This is a genomic window from Syntrophotalea carbinolica DSM 2380 (assembly GCF_000012885.1).
GTDB lineage: Bacteria > Desulfobacterota > Desulfuromonadia > Desulfuromonadales > Syntrophotaleaceae > Syntrophotalea > Syntrophotalea carbinolica.
On sequence record NC_007498.2, the window covers coordinates 848560 to 865680 of the forward strand.

A 17121-nucleotide genomic window follows, 5' to 3' on the forward strand; every position below is an offset into this window, starting at 1 on the left:
CGGCTAAAAAGTGCTTGACAACCGCCCCCTATATTGATAGTTTGAGCGGGTTTTTCGCCCGATAAAATCGTGTAGTTCTTTTTTAACTTTTCAGGAAATTGATAATTCGGGAGTATATAGATGCCGACCATTAACCAGCTGATTCGCAAGGGCCGCGAGAAGAAGGTACGCAAGTCCACTGCGCCGGCGCTCAAGTGTAATCCGCAAAAGCGCGGGGTTTGTACGCGTGTTTATACCACGACACCCAAAAAGCCGAACTCGGCCTTGCGGAAAGTCGCTCGTGTTCGTTTGACTAACGGTATTGTGGTGACCTCCTATATCCCCGGTGTTGGACATAACCTTCAGGAACACTCCGTCGTGCTTATCCGTGGCGGCCGTGTGAAGGACTTGCCGGGTGTTCGTTATCACATTGTTCGCGGCGCGCTTGATCTTGCTGGCGTTAAAGACCGTAAGCAGGGTCGTTCCAAGTATGGTGCGAAGCGTCCCAAGTAACCAGGTGCGTGAGGGGTAAACATGCCGAGAAGAAGAGAAGTTGCCAAGCGGGTTATTTTGCCTGACCCTAAGTATAATGACCGTACGGTGGCCAAGTTTATCAACGCCATCATGCTTATGGGTAAGAAGAGCACCGCCGAGGGCATTGTTTATGGTGCCTTTGACTTGATCGCCGAGCGTTCCGGTGAGGAAGCTCTGGATGTTTTCAAGAAAGCGGTTGAGAATATTCGTCCTATGCTCGAAGTCAAGTCTCGCCGCGTGGGTGGTTCGACCTATCAGGTGCCTGTTGAAGTTCGCGCCGACCGGCGTAATGCGCTGGCTATTCGCTGGCTGATTCTGTATGCGCGTGGTCGTGGTGAGAAAACCATGGTCGAGCGTCTGGCTGGTGAGTTGTTGGATGCGGCTGCCAATCGTGGGGCTGCAGTTAAGAAGCGGGAAGATACGCATCGCATGGCTGAGGCCAACAAGGCGTTCGCCCACTATCGTTGGTAGACGGCTTTACGGAATATTAGGAAGGAATAGATAGTTGTGGCACGCCAAGTATCCTTAGAGAAGACTAGAAATATCGGCATCATGGCGCACATCGATGCCGGGAAAACCACCACCACTGAACGTGTGCTTTATTATACCGGTGTTTCGCATAAGATCGGTGAAGTGCATGATGGTGCGGCAACCATGGACTGGATGGAGCAGGAGCAGGAGCGAGGGATTACGATCACTTCGGCTGCTACGACCTGTTTCTGGAGGGATCATCGCGTAAATATTATCGATACTCCCGGCCACGTGGACTTCACCGTGGAGGTTGAGCGTTCGTTGCGAGTCCTTGACGGTTCGGTTGCGGTCTTTTGCTCTGTTGGCGGTGTCGAGCCTCAGTCCGAGACGGTTTGGCGGCAGGCTGACAAGTATCGTGTTCCGCGTATAGCTTTTATTAATAAGATGGACCGGATTGGTGCCGACTTTGATCGTGGCGTCAATATGATCCGTGAGCGTCTCGGGGCTAACGCTATTCCTCTTCAGCTGCCTATCGGCAAGGAGGATAATTTCTCTGGAGTGGTCGATCTGGTTGAAATGAAGGCCATTGTTTGGGACGACGAGAGCCTTGGTGCCCGTTTTGAGGTTGTCGACATTCCTGCCGACCTGCAGGAGCGAGTAGATTCTGGTCGCGAGCTGCTTGTCGAGGAGGTCTGTACTCACGACGAGGCCCTGATGGATAAGTATCTCGGCGGCGAAGAGATCACTCTCGAAGAGCTGAAGAACGGTATTCGTAAGGCCTGTATCGATATCAAGATTATTCCCGTGCTTTGCGGTAGCGCCTTTAAAAATAAGGGTGTGCAGAATCTGCTTGACGCGGTGATTGACTATATGCCTTCGCCGGTTGACGTTCCTGCGATTACCGGTGTCGTGCCTGATACGGAGGAAGAGATCACTCGTCCGGCGGGCGATGATGGGCCTTTTGCGGCGCTGGCGTTCAAGGTTATGACTGACCCGTTTGTCGGGCAGTTGACTTTCTTCCGGGTTTATTCCGGTGTTGCAGAGTCTGGTGCTACGGTGCTGAACGCGACTCGGGATAAGAAGGAGCGGTTTGGGCGTCTTTTGAAGATGCATGCGAATAAGCGCGAGGAGATCAAACAGGTTTATTCTGGTGATATTGCCGCAGCGGTAGGCTTGAAGTTGACCACTACTGGTGATACACTTTGCGATCCTGCTAATCCTTGCTTGCTCGAGTCCATGGAGTTCCCTGAGCCGGTCATCCATATTGCCATAGAGCCTAAAACTAAAGGAGATATGGACAAAATGGGTCAGGCCCTTGGTAAGCTGGTGCAGGAAGACCCCACTCTGAGGGTCCGTACCGATGAGGAAACGGGGCAGACGATCCTTTCCGGCATGGGCGAGCTACATCTTGAGATTATTATCGATCGACTGCAGCGTGAGTTCAAGGTCGATGCAAATGTAGGGGCGCCTCAGGTTGCCTATCGTGAAACGATTACCAAAGCGGTTGAGGTGCAGGGTAAGTTCGTGCGTCAGTCAGGTGGTCGTGGCCAGTACGGTGACTGTTGGCTGAAGCTTGAGCCTCAGGAGCCTGGCGCTGGATACGAATTTGTCGATGCTATCAAGGGTGGAGTTATTCCCAGGGAATACATTCCTGCCGTCGGAAAGGGTGCCGAAGAAGCTGCTGAAAACGGCGTGGTTGCCGGTTTCCCGATCGTCGATGTTAAGGTTACCTGTTACGATGGTTCGTACCATGATGTCGACTCCTCCGAGATGGCCTTTAAGATTGCTGGCTCCATGGGATTCAAGGCCGGTGCTGCAAAGGCTTCGCCTGTACTTCTTGAGCCTGTGATGGCTGTTGAGGTCGTTGTGCCCGAGGAGTATATGGGTGATGTTATGGGTGATTTGAGCAGTCGGCGTGGGCGCGTCCTGGGGATGGATGCTCGCGGTGGTGCACAGGTTATCAACAGTAACGTTCCTCTTGCCAGCATGTTCGGGTACGCTACCGAGCTGCGCAGCATGACGCAGGGGCGTGCCACATACACGATGGTTTTTGACCACTACGAGCAGGTGCCCAAGGCTATAAGCGAAGAGATCGTCGCTCGGGTAAAGGGCTAGTTGCCGTTAAAGAACAGGAGGGTGCTCCATGTCTAAAGCAAAATTTGAAAGAACTAAACCCCATGTAAATATCGGGACCATCGGTCACGTTGACCATGGGAAGACGACCCTGACGGCAGCTATTACGCAGACCATGGCTGCTCGCGGCCTGGCCGAGTTCAAGGCTTTTGATCAGATCGACAATGCTCCCGAGGAGCGTGAGCGCGGTATTACCATTGCCACCGCTCATGTCGAGTATCAGACCGATACCCGTCATTATGCTCACGTCGATTGCCCGGGACATGCCGACTACGTCAAGAACATGATCACCGGTGCTGCGCAGATGGACGGCGCTATTCTGGTTGTGTCCGCTGCTGACGGCCCTATGCCTCAGACTCGCGAGCACATCCTGCTGGCTCGTCAGGTTGGCGTTCCCGCCATGGTCGTGTTTTTGAACAAGGCTGATATGGTCGACGATGAAGAGCTGATGGAGCTGGTTGAGCTGGAAGTGCGCGAGTTGCTTAGCTCCTACGACTTCCCCGGCGACGATATTCCGATTGTTGCCGGCTCCGCTCTTAAGGCTCTCGAGTGTGGTTGCGGCAAAGATGATTGCGACGCTTGCAAGCCGATCATTGAGCTCATGAATCAGGTTGACGGTTACATACCTGAGCCTGAGCGCGATATCGATAAGCCTTTCCTGATGCCTGTTGAGGATGTTTTCTCCATCTCCGGTCGTGGCACGGTTGCCACCGGTCGTGTTGAGCGTGGTATCGTCTGTGTGCAGGATGAGATCGAGATTGTCGGCATGAAAGAGACCACCAAGACGGTCGTTACCGGCGTCGAGATGTTCCGCAAGCTGCTCGATCAGGGTCAGGCCGGCGACAATATCGGTGTGCTGCTGCGCGGCGTCAAGCGCGAAGATATCGAGCGCGGTCAGGTTCTTGCCAAGCCCGGCAGCATTACGCCGCATACCAAGTTCAAGGCTGAAGCTTATATTTTGACCAAGGAAGAGGGTGGCCGTCATACTCCGTTCTTCAACGGCTACCGTCCCCAGTTCTACTTCCGTACCACGGACGTAACCGGTATCTGTGAGCTTGCCGAGGGGACTGAAATGGTTATGCCTGGCGACAATGCCAGTATGACTGTAAACCTGATTACTCCGATCGCCATGGATAAAGAGCTGCGTTTCGCTATTCGCGAAGGCGGTCGCACCGTTGGCGCTGGTGTCGTCAGCGACATCATTGAATAAAGGGAATTGCCATGCAGAGCCAGAAAATCAGGATCCGTTTAAAGGCTTACGATCATAAACTGCTCGACCTTTCGGTTAACGAAATCGTCGATACCGCAAAGCGTACCGGTGCTCGTGTTGCAGGACCTATTCCTCTGCCCACGATTATCAACAAGTATTGTGTCCTTCGTGGCCCCCATGTTGATAAAAAGAGCCGCGAGCAGTTCGAGATGCGTACTCATAAGCGCCTTCTCGATATTGTCGAGCCCACGCAGCAGACTGTTGATGCTTTGATGAAGCTCGATTTGTCTGCGGGCGTTGACGTTGAAATCAAGTTGTAAGACTTTTCTTATAAGTAAGGGAAAGTACCATGACGAAGGGAATTTTGGGTAAGAAGCTGGGCATGACCCAGGTCTTTGCTGTCGACGGGAAGTGTATCCCTGTGACAGTTGTTGAGGCAGGGCCTTGTGTAGTTCTGCAGAAAAAGACCGAGGAAAAAGACGGCTACAATGCCCTTCAACTCGGGTTTGGGGCCAAAAAGACTCAGTCTGTTAACAAGCCGGCTATGGGCCACTTCAAAAAGTCCGGCAAGGGTGCATTCGAATTCCTGCGGGAAGTTGAGTGCGAAAATATTGATGACCACGCAGTGGGCGACGAAATTACCTGTGACGGATTCTTTGCTACCGGTGACGTTATCGATGTAACCGGCACCAGCAAAGGTAAAGGTTTTCAGGGCGTCATCAAGCGGTGGAATTTTGCAGGGGGCCGTGCCAGTCATGGTTCCATGTTTCACCGCCGCCCCGGTGGTATCGGCGCAAGTGCTTGGCCTTCCCGTGTTTTCAAGGGTAAGAAGATGGCGGGGCAGATGGGCAACAAGCGTGTGACCACCCAGGGACTGGAAGTGGTCGATGTTCGTCCCGAAAAGAGCCTTGTTCTTATTAAGGGGGCCGTACCGGGGCCTGTTAACGGCCTGCTGCTCATCCGGAAAAGCCGCAAGGTTTGATAGCTGGGCTGCATTTAAAGATTCTGGAGAAATACCATGGCAAAAATCGCAGTTTATGACATAAACCGGAATCAGGTGTCGGAACGGGAACTCTCTGACGAGGTGTTCAATGCCGAAGTCAAAGAGTATCTGATTCATGATATGGTCCGTTATCAGTTGGCCGCTCGTCGGCAGGGAACTTCGGCCGCAAAAAACCGCAGTGCGGTTGCCGGTGGTGGTAAAAAGCCCTATCGTCAAAAAGGGACTGGTAACGCCCGTCAGGGTACCATACGTGCACCTCATTTCGTGGGTGGCGGAGCTGCCTTTGGGCCGAGTCCGCGTGATTTCAGCTTCAAGCTGAACCGGAAAGTAAAGAAGGCTGCGTTGCGTAGCGCACTGTCCGCTCGTTTTAAAGAAGAGCGGGTGGCGGTGCTGAATGACTTCCAGCTCGAAAAAATCGGAACCAAAGCTGTGGTGGAGGTTCTCAACCGATTCGAGCTGAGCAACGTGCTGGTCGTCGTTGGTGAAGACAATCGGAACCTTGAGCTTTCTGCACGCAACCTGCCTCATGTCAAAGTTCTTAAAGCCGAAGGTGTGAACGTTTACGATCTGATGAACCATCGGAATCTGGTTGTCACCGAAGGGGCTGTCGAACAGTTGGAAGGAGCGTTAGGGTAATGAAACCGCTGCACGAGATACTTAAACGGCCCTTGGTTACCGAAAAAACCGTTCAGCAGGAAGGCGAGGCTCAGGTTGTTGCCTTTGAGGTCAAAAGGGAAGCCAATAAGGTCGAGATCAAAAAGGCCGTTGAGCAAGCTTTTGAAGTCAAGGTCAAGAATGTCAACACTGTGCTCGTCGCCGGTAAGGTAAAGCGCCTGGGTCGCACGTACGGCAAGCGTTCCAATTGGAAAAAAGCTTACGTAACCCTGGCCGAAGGTAGCTCGATCGATCTGTTCGGTGTTTAATGGGGTGCAATCAGGTAAAACGGAGTTACGATAATGGCAATCAAAAAGTATAAGCCGACCTCGGCCGGCCGCCGGCACATGACCTCGGCCGATTTCGCCGACATCACTGCGGCCAAACCGGAAAAATCGCTCGTTGAAAAGCTTAATAAGTCCGGTGGGCGGAACAACGCCGGTCGCATCACCAAGCGGCACACTGGTGGTGGGCATAAACGCAAGTATCGTGTGATCGATTTTCGACGGGAAAAGAAAGAAATCCCTGCTAAAATCGCCAGCATCGAATATGATCCGAACCGTTCCGCACGCATCGCCTTGGCTTGCTATGCCGATGGTGAAAAACGGTACATTCTTGCGCCTCTTGGCCTGAAAGTCGGAGATGTTGTGATTGCCAGCGAGCAGGCCGATATCAAACCTGGCAATGCCCTCTCGATCCGATCCATTCCCTTGGGCACCTGGGTTCATAATATCGAGCTCAAAATCGGCAAAGGCGGGCAGCTTGCTCGCAGTGCCGGTACCTACGCCATGATCGCTGCCAAGGAAGGGAAGTACGCGCAGTTGCGACTGCCTTCCGGGGAAGTGCGTTTGGTTTTGCAGGATTGCTGCGCTACAGTGGGTCAGGTAGGCAATGTTCAGCACGAAAATGTGAAGATCGGTAAGGCCGGTCGTAATCGTTGGTTGGGCAAGCGTCCTCAGTCCCGCGGTGTTGCTATGAACCCCGTCGACCATCCGCATGGTGGTGGCGAGGGTAAGAGCTCCGGTGGCCGTCATCCGGTTACACCTTGGGGCGTACCCACCAAGGGCTATAAGACCCGCGTCAATAAGCGTACCGATCGCTTTATTGTACGCCGTAAGAAGTGATGTTGTTGAAACTTAGAGGAGACCACTGTGGCTAGATCGATCAAAAAAGGGCCGTATGTCGAAGAGAGCCTCCTTCGTAAAGCAGATTTTGAAGGGGGAGCCGGTTCCAAAAAGGTAATCAAGACCTGGTCTCGGCGATCGACTATTATTCCTGAGTTTGTTGGATATACCTTCGCCGTGCATAACGGGAAAAAGTTTATCCCTGTTTTCGTCACCGAAAACATGGTAGGGCATAAGCTCGGCGAATTCGCTCCTACGCGCACCTATTATGGACATGGTGCGGACAAAAAGGGCAAAAGGTAAGTGACAAGCGATTTCGCAAGAGGAGTTTCTATTCATGGAAGCTAAGGCCAAGCTTAGGTATGTGCGTCTGTCGCCTCGTAAGACCCGACTTGTGGTCGATATGGTGCGCGGAAAAAAAGTTCAAGAGGCGCTGAATATTCTGAGGTTTTCGCCCCAGAAAGCGGCCAGCATTGTTTATCAGCTGGTAGGTTCGGCTGTGGCCAACGCCGAGCAAAAGGGGGTAGCTGACGTCGACCGGCTCTTTATCGAGAGTATTTCCGTCGACCAGGGACCGGTGCTTAAGCGCTTTATGCCGCGGGCACAGGGCCGGGCCACCCGGATCCGTAAACCGACCAGCCACATTACTGTGGTTCTGAACGAAAAATAAGTTTAAGGAGGTGATGGTTTGGGCCAGAAAGTACATCCGATAGGATTTCGACTGGGAGTCGTTAAGACCTGGAGCTCCCGGTGGTACGCTGAGGGGGAATACTCTCAGCTTCTGCACGAGGATATAAAGCTTCGTAACTATCTTAAAAAACGTCTTTATCACGCCGGTGTCGCCAAGATTGAGCTGGAGCGTGCAGCGAGTAAAGCCAAAATTAACGTTTACGCCGCTCGCCCGGGCATTATCATCGGTAAAAAAGGGGCTGAGGTTGAAGCCCTTAAAAAAGATCTGGCCCGGCTCACCGATAAAGAAGTCTTTATAAACATCCAGGAAGTCCGTAAGCCCGAAATTGACGCGCAGCTGGTTGCTGAAAACGTGGCGACTCAGTTGGAGCGGCGGGTGGCTTTTCGTCGGGCCATGAAAAAAAGCGTAAGCATGGCTCTTAAATTCGGCGCTCAAGGGATCAAGATCACCTGTAGCGGACGTCTGGGTGGTGCCGAAATGAGCCGGACTGAGTGGTATCGTGAAGGGCGAGTGCCTCTTCACACCCTCAGAGCTGATATTGATTATGGATTCGCCGAAGCCAAGACCACTTACGGGATCATCGGCGTCAAGGTTCTCATCTTCAAGGGCGAAGTCCTGTCGCAGGATTAACCAAGAGAACCGAATAGGAGTATTCTGCCATGTTAATGCCCAAGAAGGTTAAACATAGGAAACAGTTTAAGGGCCGCATGAAGGGCGTTGCCTATCGCGGTAGTGATCTCAATTTCGGGGATTACGGGCTTAAAGCGGTTGAGTGCGGGTGGCTTTCCTCCCGTCAGATCGAATCGGCACGTCGTGCCATGACCAGACACGTCAAGCGTGGTGGTAAAATTTGGATTCGTATCTTCCCCGATAAGTCTCTGACTAAAAAGCCCGCTGAAACTCGTATGGGTAAGGGCAAGGGGTCGCCTGACAGCTGGGTCGCCGTCATCAAGCCCGGCATGATGTTGTATGAGATGCAGGGTGTGGATAAGGAAGTGGCCTGCGAAGCATTGCGGCTGGCTGCTCATAAGCTCCCCATGAAGACCAAGATTGTTGTCAGGGAGGATGTGGCCAATGAAAGCTAGTGAGCTTCGTGACCTTACGGTCGAAGAATTGGAAAAAAAGGTGGAGGAACTGAATCAGGAGCTGTTTAACCTGAAGTTCCAATTGGCTACCGGGCAATTGGAAAACAGCGCCCGGCTTCCCCAGACGCGCAGGGACATTGCAAGAGTTCATACTGTCCTGCGTCAAAAGCGAAGCTAATCGGCACGGGGAGATAGATTTCAATGAGTAAAATACGTGGCAATCGGAAAACCCGCGTCGGGGTTGTAATCAGCGACAAGATGGATAAGACCGTTGTGGTCAAGGTTGACCAGATGGTCAAGCATCCCATCTATAAAAAATACATCAAGAGAAGGGTCACGTTTAAGGCCCATGATGAAGAAAATCGCTGCAATGTCGGGGATAAGGTTTCTGTGGTTGAAACCCGTCCTCTGTCCCGGGATAAACGTTGGCGGGTGCGCGAAATCCTGGAAAAGAACGTAATCCTGTAGGAGATAACAGTCATGATACAGATGCAGACGATGCTTGATGTAGCGGACAACTCTGGTGCGCGTAAACTCTGCTGCATCAAGGTTCTTGGTGGCTCCAAGCGGAAATATGCCGGCCTTGGGGATATCATCATCTGCTCCGTAAAGGAGGCCCTTCCCAACTCCCGTGTTAAGAAGGGAGACGTGGTGAGAGCTGTCATCGTTCGGACCGCTAAAGAAGTACCTCGCCCTGACGGGTCGGCGATTCGTTTCGACAAGAATTCCGCAGTGGTTGTCAACCAGGCCGGGGAACCTATCGGAACCCGAATTTTTGGTCCGGTTGCTCGGGAGTTGCGCGCGCAACGCTATATGAAGATTGTGTCGCTGGCCCCCGAGGTACTTTAATCCGGAACTGGGAGTAAGAGAAATGGCAGCGAAAAAAATGCATGTCAAAAAAGATGACATGGTGATGGTCATAGCGGGCAAGGAAAAAGGCAAAACCGGCAAAATTATGCGTGTTTTGCCCGGTAAGGGACGCGTTGTTGTGGAAAACCTCAACGTTGTCAAGCGGCATACGCGACCCAATCGCGTCAATACCCAGGGTGGTATTGTCGAAAAGGAAGCCCCGCTCGATGCCTCCAATGTTGCACTCGTTTGCAGCGCCTGCAACAAGCCCACGCGGACCGGCGTGAGGGTCCTCGAAGACGGGACCAAGACTCGGTTCTGCAAAAAGTGCAACGAGACCTTGGATAAGTAACGGAGGATTTCCATGGGTGCAAGATTGAAGGAAGTATATTCGACAGAAATTGCTCCCGCCTTAGTAAAGCGGCTGCAATTGAAAAATGTTATGGAAGTCCCCCGAGTTGAAAAGGTTGTATTGAATATGGGCTTGGGGGAGGCTATCCAGAATATCAAAGTTCTGGAGTCGGCAGTAGAGGAGCTTACCCGTATCTGCGGGCAAAAGCCTGTTGTAACCAAGGCCAAGAAGTCCATCGCGCAATTCAAACTGCGCGAGGGGATGCCTATCGGCTGCATGGTTACGCTGCGTCGTGACAAAGCCTATGAGTTTCTTGATCGCTTGATCAATGTTGCTCTGCCGCGTGTTCGCGATTTTAAAGGCGTTTCCAAAAAGGGCTTTGATGGTCGCGGAAACTATACTCTTGGTATTCGTGAGCAGCTCATCTTCCCCGAGATCGATCTCGAAAAAGTGGATAAGGTGAAGGGGCTCAACGTAACCATCGTTACCACGGCCAAGAATGATGAGGAAGGGTATGCACTTATGGAAGCCATAGGCATGCCGTTCCCGAAAAAAGCCCAAGACTAGGGGAGGACGACGTGGCGAAGAAATCGATGATGATCAAGGCTGCCCGGTCGAACAAGTTCAAGGTGCGGAAATATAACCGTTGTCCTTTGTGCGGGCGTCCTCGGGCTTATTATCGGAAGTTCGATATGTGCCGGATTTGCTTGCGGAAACTTGCGCTGGAAGGCAAGCTCCCCGGCGTGATTAAATCAAGCTGGTAATTCAGTAAGGAGTTGCATCCATGGCAATGACAGATCCTATAGCCGACATGCTTACTCGCATCCGCAATGCGGGGCTTGCCAAGCATCAGAAATGCGATATGCCTGCTTCAAATGTCAAGCTGGCTATTGTCAACGTGCTCAAGGAGCTCGGCTATATCAAGAATTTCAAGCAGATCAGCGATGATAAGCAGGGTATCCTGCGTATCTACTTGAAATTTGATAACGAAAACAAACACATTATTCATGCCATCGACCGAGTTTCGACTCCGGGGTGCCGGGTTTATGTCGGCAAGGACGAAATCCCCGTCGTTAAAAACGGTCTTGGTAATGCCATCCTTTCGACCTCGAAGGGTGTTATGCACGATGCTGCCGCTCGCGAAGCACAGTTGGGCGGCGAAGTGTTGTGCTCTGTCTGGTAGAAAGCACACGGCTAAGGAGCCAGAAAATGTCTAGAATTGGGAAAAAGCCCATCGACATTCCCAAGGGCGTTACGGTGTCTCTGGCCGGAGACACGGTCACTGTAAAAGGGCCCAAAGGGGAACTGACTAGGAATATTGTTGCAGGGATACGTTTGGAAACCGCCGGTGACCAGATTCTGGTTCAGTGCGAGAAGGAAGGTAAGCAGGAGGGCGCCTATCGGGGCCTGGTGCGAGCCCTTGTCGCCAATATGGTTGAAGGTGTGACCAACGGCTTTGAACGTGTTCTTGAAATCAACGGCGTCGGCTACCGTGCCGAAGTCAAGGGAAGTGCACTTAATCTGTCTCTCGGGTATTCGCATCCGATTGAATATGCACTGCCTAAAGGGATCTCTGCCGAGGTCGAAAAGCAGACTAAGATCATTGTTCGCGGCATCGACAAAGAACTGGTTGGAGCGACCGCAGCTAAAATTCGTTCTTTCCGGAAACCTGAGCCCTATAAGGGCAAGGGCGTCAAGTATGCCGAGGAACGTATCGTGCGTAAGGCTGGTAAGGCAGGGAAAAAATAACGGAACACAGGGCAAGGAGATAGACAGTGAACGCCGCATTGAAAAGACGCCAGGCGCGATTGAAAAGGCAGGTTCGGGTGCGCCGGAAGCTTCGTGGCACGCCGGAAATGCCCAGATTGTGCGTATTCCGCAGCGCCAAGCATATTTATGCGCAGATTATCGAAGACGTGACCGGGAAGACCCTGGTTTCGGCCTCAACGGTCAATTCCGATGTCGTCGAAGGTCTCGAAAATACAGGAAATGTCGAAGCCGCCAAGGCTGTTGGCAAAGCCATTGCCCAGAAAGCTTTGGGGATGGATATCAAAAACGTGGTCTTCGACCGGAACGGTTTTCTCTACCACGGGCGTGTCAAGACCCTGGCAGAGGCCGCCCGGGAAGCCGGTCTGTCTTTTTAGTTAAGGAGGATATCTTTGCTTCGCATCGATCCCAATGAGTTGGAATTGACGGACCGGGTTGTTCACATCAACAGATGTGCCAAGGTCGTCAAAGGTGGACGGCGTTTCAGTTTTTCGGCGCTGGTTGTTGTCGGGGATGGTCAGGGAATCGTCGGCTATGGACATGGTAAAGCCAAAGAGGTTCCCGAAGCGATTCGTAAGGGCGTGGAGCAGGCCAAGAAAAACCTGATCCGTGTGCCTTTGAAAGATCGCTCCATTCCTTTTGACGTTATCGGAAAATTCGGTGCAGGCCGGGTTCTGCTCAAGCCTGCATCTGCAGGTACCGGTGTTATTGCCGGTGGTGCCGTTCGTGCTGTGCTGGAGGTCTCCGGGGTTGGCGACATCCTGTCAAAGTGCATTGGTTCCAATAATCCGCACAATGTCGTACGTGCTACCATAGACGCATTGTCTCGCCTCAAAAGTGCTGAGGAACTGCGGGCTTTGCGTGGCGCCGATACCGAAGAATAAATTCGAGCCGACGAGGAGGGTTTCATGGCCGGACAAATCAAAGTGACCCTGAAGAAGAGCGGCATCGGTCGCAAAGAATATTTTACGAAAGTTCTTAAAGGTCTTGGTCTCACCAAGCTCCATAAGACGGTGGTACTCACCGATACGCCTGAGATCAGAGGTATGATCCGCAAGGTGTCCCACATGGTTGTGGTCGAGGACTGAGAGAGCGAGGGATTTAGATATGGATCTGAGTAATCTGCGGCCGGCTATCGGCTCTACAAAGAATCGGAAGCGCATCGGACGTGGACCCGGTTCTGGTAACGGTAAAACCGCCGGTAAGGGCCATAAGGGTCAGAATGCTCGTAGTGGTGGTGGTGTGAAGCCCGGTTTTGAAGGTGGACAGATGCCTTTGCAGCGTCGACTGCCGAAACGTGGTTTCAAATCGTTGAATAAAAAGGTTTACGCTCTGGTTAACCTTCGTGACCTGCAGGATATTTTTGAAGCTGGCAGTGTCGTGGACATTGAGGCTCTTGGCCAGAATGGCCTTGTTAGCCGTATCTACGATGGGATCAAAATCCTTGGGGATGGCGATCTCGATAAAGCTTTGACTGTAAAAGCTCATAAATTCAGTCAGTCTGCCATTGCAAAAATCGAAGCTGCTGGTGGGAAAGCTGAGGTAATCTAAATTGTTCAAGCGCATCCAGAATATTTTCAGCATCCCGGAGCTTCGTCATCGAATTTTGTTTACCCTAGGGATGCTCGCGGTTTACCGTGTCGGCTGTCATGTGCCGATCCCCGGGATTAATGCCGATGTGCTTGCAGAATTTTTTCAGAAAACCGAAGGTACTCTCCTTGGTATGGTGAGTGCCTTTACTGGTGGGGCGTTGGCGCGCATGACCGTCTTCGCCCTGGGCATTATGCCCTATATCAGTGCGTCCATTATATTACAATTGCTCGGTGTGGTTTTCGAACCTGTGGAACGTCTCTCGAAAGAAGGCGAGCAGGGTCGTAAAACCATTACCAAGTGGACCCGTTACGGTACGATTGTTCTTTCCATCGTACAGGGAACGGGTATCGCTGTCGGCCTCCAGTCGATGACCATCGGTCAAGCGCCTGTCGTGTCTTCGCCTGGCATCGGTTTTATCCTGCTGACGGTTTTGACCCTTACTTCCGGTACCGCTTTTATTATGTGGGTCGGTGAGCAAATTACTGAGCGTGGTATTGGCAACGGTATCTCCCTGATCATCTTTGCCGGTATCATTGCGGATATGCCATCCGCCGTATTCAATACCCTGCGATTGGCCAATACGGGTGCCCTCAGCCCTGCTAAACTGCTGTTTGTGCTTGTAGTGGTGATAGCTACTGTCTGGGCTATTGTGTTTATGGAGCTTGCGCAGCGCCGGCTGCCCATACACTATGCCAAGCGTGTGGTCGGTATGCGTAATTATGGAGGACAAAACAGTCACCTGCCTCTTAAAATCAACATGAGCGGTGTCATTCCTCCGATCTTCGCCAGTTCCATCATCATGTTCCCGGCGACGGTGGCTAATCTGATAGATATTCCATGGGTGCAGAAGGCTGCCGGTTGGATGGCACCGGGAAATCTCGTATACTACATCTTTTATGTTGCATTTATCATCTTCTTCTGCTACTTCTACACGGCTGTTACCTTCAACCCTGTTGATGTTGCGGATAATGTGAAAAAGCAGGGTGGTTATATTCCGGGAATACGTCCGGGTAAGGCGACATCCGATTATATTGACTCGGTACTCGGGCGGTTGACATTTGCCGGGGCTGCTTATGTTTCCCTGGTATGTGTGTTGCCGACTCTTTTGGTTTCTGGGTTGAATGTTCCCTTCTTTTTTGGCGGGACATCACTGTTGATCGTGGTGGGTGTTGGGCTTGATACAGCCTCTCAGGTTGAAGCTCATCTTATTTCGCGTTCCTATGAAGGGTTCATGAAAGGCGTGACGCTTCGAGGGCGTCACGGTTAGGAGTGTGAATTTAAGATGAAGATGATTTTGTTAGGACCCCCGGGGTCGGGTAAGGGGACTCAGGCAAAAATGCTTTCAGAGCGTCTGGGTATTCCTCAGATTTCCACTGGTGATATGCTGCGGGCTGCAGTTAAAGAAGGTACGCCCATGGGTGTCAAGGCCAAAGCCAAGATGGATGCCGGTGCCCTGGTTCCCGATGAAGTTGTGGTTGGTATTGTCCGTGAGCGGTTGGTCAAGGACGATTGCGACAAAGGGTTTATCCTGGACGGATTCCCCCGGACGCTTCCGCAGGCCGATGCGCTCAAGCAGACCCTGGGCGACCTGAAAAAAGATCTTGATGCGGTTATCTCTCTCGAGGTCGATAACGATGCTGTCGTCGGGCGTGTAGCGGGTCGTCGTACCTGCCGTGATTGCGGGAAGATGTATCATGTCGAATTCGATGCTCCGGCTGTTGCCGATAAGTGCGACAAGTGCGGTGGTCAGCTGTTTCAGCGTGACGATGATAAAGAAGAAACAATCCGGAAGCGGCTCGATGTATATGCTCAGCAAACAGCTCCGCTGATTGCATATTACCGGGCTGACGGTCTGCTGCGGGACATCGATGGTATGAAAGACATTTCGGGTGTTCAGCAACAGATTCTGTCTGCCCTGGGTTGTGGGCTGTGATTCTGATAAAAACCGGTGATGAACTGCGCCGCATGCGTGATGCGGGGCGTATCGTCGCCGAAATCCTGGCGCTTCTCTCGGAGAAAATAGCCCCGGGAGTGACAACCCTCGAACTTGATCGTTTGGCGGAGCGCGAATGCAGGAAGAGGGGGGCTAAGCCTGCTTTTAAAGGGTATGGCGGGTTCCCGTTCAGTATTTGCGCATCTCCCGAAGACCGGGTCGTGCATGGGTTTGCCAGCGACCGGCCGTTGGTTGAGGGGGAAATCCTCAGTATCGATTTCGGAGTTGTCTGGAAGGGATTTCATGGTGATTCGGCTGTGACCCTGCCTGTGGGTGCCATTGGCGCCGAAAAACAGAAGTTGCTGGATGTTACCCGGCGGTCTCTCGAAATGGGAATTGCGCAGGCAAAGGTCGGCAACAGGCTGTTCGATATCTCCCACGCAGTACAAAGCTATGTTGAAAAACATGGTTTTAGTGTGGTGAAGGAATTTGTAGGACATGGCATCGGACGGGGTCTGCACGAGGATCCGCAGGTGCCGAATTTCGGCCCGCCAGGTCAGGGGCCGTTGTTGCGTAGCGGCATGGTGCTGGCTATCGAACCTATGGTCAACGCCGGTAAAGGTGGCGTTAAGGTTCTCGAAGATGGCTGGACAGCGGTGACGTTGGATGGTAAACCGTCTGCTCACTTCGAGCATACAGTTGCGATTACCGAAGAGGGGCCGCAGATATTGACCGCCGTTTAAAGGATCAAGAAAAAGAGAAAGGGTCGGTCTTGAAATAAAACTGTGGCCTTTTCGGAATATCAAGCATCGTACATAAAAGGGATGATCAATGAAAGTTCGAGCTTCGGTCAAGCCGATTTGTTCCAAGTGTAAAGTAGTCAGACGCAAGGGAATTGTCAGGATCATCTGCGAAAACCCCAAGCATAAGCAGAAACAGGGATAAAGGGATCAGGAGGATACGACATTGGCACGAATCGCTGGTATCGATTTACCAAGAAACAAGCGGATCGAGGTTGCGCTTACATATATTTACGGCATCGGCCGTTCCTCGTCCCAGGACATTTTGCAGAAAGCTGGTGTTGATCCTAACACCCGCACTGACGAGTTGACTGAGGCGGAGGCCGGCCAGATTCGCGACATTATTGACGGTCAGATGCAGGTCGAAGGTGACCTGCGACGCGTTGTGACCGGTAACATCAAGCGTTTGATGGATCTCGGTTGCTATCGTGGTCTGCGCCATCGGCGCGGTCTGCCCGTTCGAGGACAGAAAACCAAAACCAATGCGCGTACGCGCAAAGGGCCGCGGAAAACCGTCGCCGGTAAGCGTAAGTAAAGGGAGGAACCATGGCTAAGGGTAGCAAGCGAGTTGTACGCAAAAGAGCAGAGAAAAAGAACATAGCCAATGGTATCGCCCATATTCAGGCGACTTTCAACAACACCATTGTCACCATTACGGACATTGCTGGCAACGTGATTTCCTGGTCCACGTGTGGCACCATGAATTTCAAGGGGTCGCGTAAGAGCACGCCTTTTGCGGCACAGATTGCTGCTGAGGATGCTGCCAAGAAGGCCATGGAACACGGTTTGCGTTCCGTTGAAGTGCGTGTTAAGGGGCCCGGTTCCGGTCGTGAATCCGCTTTGCGGGCTCTTTCTTCGGCAGGTCTGAATATCAGCGTTATCAAGGACGTTACACCTATTCCCCATAATGGCTGCCGTCCGCCTAAGCGCAGAAGAGTTTAAA

31 protein-coding genes are annotated in these 17121 nt (G+C 52.2%); all 31 read left to right on the forward strand.

Annotated elements, in window-relative coordinates:
* Positions 1-120: 120 nt before the first annotated feature.
* The 31 genes from rpsL (at position 121) to rpsK (ending at position 17120) form a co-directional block, all read left to right on the forward strand.
* A complete protein-coding gene (gene rpsL / locus PCAR_RS04260) occupies positions 121-492 on the forward strand; it encodes a 30S ribosomal protein S12 (RefSeq protein ID WP_011340398.1) in 372 nt (123 codons plus the stop codon).
* A 21-nt stretch (positions 493-513) separates the two neighbouring features.
* The gene (gene rpsG / locus PCAR_RS04265) at positions 514-984 is read left to right on the forward strand and encodes a 30S ribosomal protein S7 (protein ID WP_011340399.1); all 471 of its coding nucleotides are present in this window, start codon (positions 514-516) and stop codon (positions 982-984) included.
* Positions 985-1020: 36 nt separating this feature from the next.
* A complete protein-coding gene (gene fusA, locus PCAR_RS04270) occupies positions 1021-3099 on the forward strand; it encodes an elongation factor G (protein ID WP_011340400.1) in 2079 nt (692 codons plus the stop codon).
* Positions 3100-3127: 28 nt separating this feature from the next.
* Complete coding sequence (gene tuf, locus PCAR_RS04275) at positions 3128-4327, forward strand: elongation factor Tu (protein ID WP_011340401.1); 1200 nt, start codon at positions 3128-3130, stop codon at positions 4325-4327.
* Between the two features lie 11 nt (positions 4328-4338).
* Entirely contained in the window at positions 4339-4647 is a 309-nt protein-coding gene (gene rpsJ, locus PCAR_RS04280) for a 30S ribosomal protein S10 (RefSeq protein ID WP_011340402.1), read from the forward strand.
* 29 nt (positions 4648-4676) lie between these two features.
* On the forward strand, positions 4677-5309 hold the full coding sequence (gene rplC, locus PCAR_RS04285) for a 50S ribosomal protein L3 (RefSeq protein WP_011340403.1): 633 nt from the start codon (positions 4677-4679) through the stop codon (positions 5307-5309).
* Positions 5310-5345: 36 nt separating this feature from the next.
* On the forward strand, positions 5346-5966 hold the full coding sequence (gene rplD, locus PCAR_RS04290) for a 50S ribosomal protein L4 (protein WP_011340404.1): 621 nt from the start codon (positions 5346-5348) through the stop codon (positions 5964-5966).
* Positions 5966-6253, forward strand: coding sequence for a 50S ribosomal protein L23 (gene rplW / locus PCAR_RS04295; RefSeq protein ID WP_011340405.1), 288 nt, complete (start codon positions 5966-5968; stop codon positions 6251-6253). Before rplD ends, rplW begins: the two co-directional genes overlap by 1 nt.
* Positions 6254-6286: 33 nt before the next feature.
* Positions 6287-7108, forward strand: coding sequence for a 50S ribosomal protein L2 (rplB, locus tag PCAR_RS04300; RefSeq protein ID WP_011340406.1), 822 nt, complete (start codon positions 6287-6289; stop codon positions 7106-7108).
* Between the two features lie 27 nt (positions 7109-7135).
* On the forward strand, positions 7136-7411 hold the full coding sequence (rpsS, locus tag PCAR_RS04305) for a 30S ribosomal protein S19 (RefSeq protein ID WP_011340407.1): 276 nt from the start codon (positions 7136-7138) through the stop codon (positions 7409-7411).
* 34 nt (positions 7412-7445) lie between these two features.
* Positions 7446-7778, forward strand: a complete 333-nt coding sequence (gene rplV / locus PCAR_RS04310) for a 50S ribosomal protein L22 (protein ID WP_011340408.1) — start codon at positions 7446-7448, stop codon at positions 7776-7778.
* 18 nt (positions 7779-7796) lie between these two features.
* Positions 7797-8429 carry a 30S ribosomal protein S3 gene (rpsC, locus tag PCAR_RS04315; protein WP_011340409.1) on the forward strand — a complete coding sequence of 211 codons (633 nt, stop codon included), beginning with the start codon at positions 7797-7799 and terminating at the stop codon, positions 8427-8429.
* A gap of 29 nt (positions 8430-8458) precedes the next feature.
* Positions 8459-8884: a 50S ribosomal protein L16 gene (gene rplP, locus PCAR_RS04320; RefSeq protein WP_011340410.1), complete on the forward strand. Its 426-nt coding sequence runs from the start codon at positions 8459-8461 to the stop codon at positions 8882-8884.
* Entirely contained in the window at positions 8874-9062 is a 189-nt protein-coding gene (rpmC, locus tag PCAR_RS04325) for a 50S ribosomal protein L29 (protein WP_011340411.1), read from the forward strand. Before rplP ends, rpmC begins: the two co-directional genes overlap by 11 nt.
* A 23-nt stretch (positions 9063-9085) precedes the next feature.
* On the forward strand, positions 9086-9352 hold the full coding sequence (gene rpsQ / locus PCAR_RS04330) for a 30S ribosomal protein S17 (RefSeq protein ID WP_011340412.1): 267 nt from the start codon (positions 9086-9088) through the stop codon (positions 9350-9352).
* Positions 9353-9364: 12 nt separating this feature from the next.
* On the forward strand, positions 9365-9733 hold the full coding sequence (gene rplN / locus PCAR_RS04335) for a 50S ribosomal protein L14 (protein ID WP_011340413.1): 369 nt from the start codon (positions 9365-9367) through the stop codon (positions 9731-9733).
* Between the two features lie 22 nt (positions 9734-9755).
* Positions 9756-10085, forward strand: coding sequence for a 50S ribosomal protein L24 (gene rplX / locus PCAR_RS04340; RefSeq protein ID WP_011340414.1), 330 nt, complete (start codon positions 9756-9758; stop codon positions 10083-10085).
* 12 nt (positions 10086-10097) lie between these two features.
* Positions 10098-10652, forward strand: coding sequence for a 50S ribosomal protein L5 (gene rplE, locus PCAR_RS04345; protein WP_011340415.1), 555 nt, complete (start codon positions 10098-10100; stop codon positions 10650-10652).
* 11 nt (positions 10653-10663) lie between these two features.
* Positions 10664-10849 (forward strand): type Z 30S ribosomal protein S14, encoded by a 186-nt coding sequence (locus tag PCAR_RS18265; RefSeq protein ID WP_011340416.1) that lies wholly within the window; start codon positions 10664-10666, stop codon positions 10847-10849.
* A gap of 20 nt (positions 10850-10869) precedes the next feature.
* The gene (gene rpsH, locus PCAR_RS04350) at positions 10870-11268 is read left to right on the forward strand and encodes a 30S ribosomal protein S8 (protein WP_011340417.1); all 399 of its coding nucleotides are present in this window, start codon (positions 10870-10872) and stop codon (positions 11266-11268) included.
* Positions 11269-11294: 26 nt separating this feature from the next.
* Positions 11295-11834 carry a 50S ribosomal protein L6 gene (rplF, locus tag PCAR_RS04355; protein WP_011340418.1) on the forward strand — a complete coding sequence of 180 codons (540 nt, stop codon included), beginning with the start codon at positions 11295-11297 and terminating at the stop codon, positions 11832-11834.
* A 26-nt stretch (positions 11835-11860) separates the two neighbouring features.
* Complete coding sequence (gene rplR, locus PCAR_RS04360; RefSeq protein WP_011340419.1) at positions 11861-12229, forward strand: 50S ribosomal protein L18; 369 nt, start codon at positions 11861-11863, stop codon at positions 12227-12229.
* A gap of 15 nt (positions 12230-12244) precedes the next feature.
* Positions 12245-12736, forward strand: a complete 492-nt coding sequence (rpsE, locus tag PCAR_RS04365; RefSeq protein ID WP_011340420.1) for a 30S ribosomal protein S5 — start codon at positions 12245-12247, stop codon at positions 12734-12736.
* Positions 12737-12760: 24 nt separating this feature from the next.
* Entirely contained in the window at positions 12761-12940 is a 180-nt protein-coding gene (rpmD, locus tag PCAR_RS04370) for a 50S ribosomal protein L30 (protein WP_011340421.1), read from the forward strand.
* A 19-nt stretch (positions 12941-12959) separates the two neighbouring features.
* Entirely contained in the window at positions 12960-13403 is a 444-nt protein-coding gene (rplO, locus tag PCAR_RS04375) for a 50S ribosomal protein L15 (RefSeq protein WP_011340422.1), read from the forward strand.
* Between the two features lies 1 nt (position 13404).
* Positions 13405-14712: a preprotein translocase subunit SecY gene (gene secY, locus PCAR_RS04380; RefSeq protein WP_011340423.1), complete on the forward strand. Its 1308-nt coding sequence runs from the start codon at positions 13405-13407 to the stop codon at positions 14710-14712.
* Positions 14713-14727: 15 nt separating this feature from the next.
* Positions 14728-15378: an adenylate kinase gene (locus PCAR_RS04385; protein WP_011340424.1), complete on the forward strand. Its 651-nt coding sequence runs from the start codon at positions 14728-14730 to the stop codon at positions 15376-15378.
* Positions 15375-16121 carry a type I methionyl aminopeptidase gene (gene map / locus PCAR_RS04390; protein ID WP_011340425.1) on the forward strand — a complete coding sequence of 249 codons (747 nt, stop codon included), beginning with the start codon at positions 15375-15377 and terminating at the stop codon, positions 16119-16121. The genes PCAR_RS04385 and map overlap by 4 nt, the downstream gene beginning before the upstream one ends.
* An 88-nt stretch (positions 16122-16209) precedes the next feature.
* Entirely contained in the window at positions 16210-16323 is a 114-nt protein-coding gene (gene rpmJ, locus PCAR_RS18270) for a 50S ribosomal protein L36 (protein ID WP_011340426.1), read from the forward strand.
* Positions 16324-16344: 21 nt separating this feature from the next.
* Entirely contained in the window at positions 16345-16713 is a 369-nt protein-coding gene (gene rpsM, locus PCAR_RS04395) for a 30S ribosomal protein S13 (protein ID WP_011340427.1), read from the forward strand.
* Positions 16714-16724: 11 nt separating this feature from the next.
* Positions 16725-17120, forward strand: a complete 396-nt coding sequence (rpsK, locus tag PCAR_RS04400; RefSeq protein ID WP_011340428.1) for a 30S ribosomal protein S11 — start codon at positions 16725-16727, stop codon at positions 17118-17120.
* Position 17121 lies beyond the last annotated feature (1 nt).

Excerpts from the sequence above, each read along its gene's own strand:
- rpsG (WP_011340399.1), top strand. The coding sequence starts at position 514 with ATGCCGAGAAGAAGAGAAGTTGCCAAGCGGGTTATTTTGCCTGACCCT.
- rpmJ (WP_011340426.1), top strand. The coding sequence starts at position 16,210 with ATGAAAGTTCGAGCTTCGGTCAAGCCGATTTGTTCCAAGTGTAAAGTA.
- rpsL (WP_011340398.1), top strand. The coding sequence starts at position 121 with ATGCCGACCATTAACCAGCTGATTCGCAAGGGCCGCGAGAAGAAGGTA.
- rplF (WP_011340418.1), top strand. The coding sequence starts at position 11,295 with ATGTCTAGAATTGGGAAAAAGCCCATCGACATTCCCAAGGGCGTTACG.
- rplD (WP_011340404.1), top strand. The coding sequence starts at position 5,346 with ATGGCAAAAATCGCAGTTTATGACATAAACCGGAATCAGGTGTCGGAA.
- rplX (WP_011340414.1), top strand. The coding sequence starts at position 9,756 with ATGGCAGCGAAAAAAATGCATGTCAAAAAAGATGACATGGTGATGGTC.
- PCAR_RS04385 (WP_011340424.1), top strand. The coding sequence starts at position 14,728 with ATGAAGATGATTTTGTTAGGACCCCCGGGGTCGGGTAAGGGGACTCAG.
- rpsH (WP_011340417.1), top strand. The coding sequence starts at position 10,870 with ATGGCAATGACAGATCCTATAGCCGACATGCTTACTCGCATCCGCAAT.
- rpsJ (WP_011340402.1), top strand. The coding sequence starts at position 4,339 with ATGCAGAGCCAGAAAATCAGGATCCGTTTAAAGGCTTACGATCATAAA.
- rpsQ (WP_011340412.1), top strand. The coding sequence starts at position 9,086 with ATGAGTAAAATACGTGGCAATCGGAAAACCCGCGTCGGGGTTGTAATC.
- rpmC (WP_011340411.1), top strand. The coding sequence starts at position 8,874 with ATGAAAGCTAGTGAGCTTCGTGACCTTACGGTCGAAGAATTGGAAAAA.
- tuf (WP_011340401.1), top strand. The coding sequence starts at position 3,128 with ATGTCTAAAGCAAAATTTGAAAGAACTAAACCCCATGTAAATATCGGG.
- rplC (WP_011340403.1), top strand. The coding sequence starts at position 4,677 with ATGACGAAGGGAATTTTGGGTAAGAAGCTGGGCATGACCCAGGTCTTT.
- rplO (WP_011340422.1), top strand. The coding sequence starts at position 12,960 with ATGGATCTGAGTAATCTGCGGCCGGCTATCGGCTCTACAAAGAATCGG.
- rplB (WP_011340406.1), top strand. The coding sequence starts at position 6,287 with ATGGCAATCAAAAAGTATAAGCCGACCTCGGCCGGCCGCCGGCACATG.
- rplW (WP_011340405.1), top strand. The coding sequence starts at position 5,966 with ATGAAACCGCTGCACGAGATACTTAAACGGCCCTTGGTTACCGAAAAA.
- rplE (WP_011340415.1), top strand. The coding sequence starts at position 10,098 with ATGGGTGCAAGATTGAAGGAAGTATATTCGACAGAAATTGCTCCCGCC.
- rplP (WP_011340410.1), top strand. The coding sequence starts at position 8,459 with ATGTTAATGCCCAAGAAGGTTAAACATAGGAAACAGTTTAAGGGCCGC.
- rplV (WP_011340408.1), top strand. The coding sequence starts at position 7,446 with ATGGAAGCTAAGGCCAAGCTTAGGTATGTGCGTCTGTCGCCTCGTAAG.
- rpmD (WP_011340421.1), top strand. The coding sequence starts at position 12,761 with ATGGCCGGACAAATCAAAGTGACCCTGAAGAAGAGCGGCATCGGTCGC.
- rplN (WP_011340413.1), top strand. The coding sequence starts at position 9,365 with ATGATACAGATGCAGACGATGCTTGATGTAGCGGACAACTCTGGTGCG.
- rpsK (WP_011340428.1), top strand. The coding sequence starts at position 16,725 with ATGGCTAAGGGTAGCAAGCGAGTTGTACGCAAAAGAGCAGAGAAAAAG.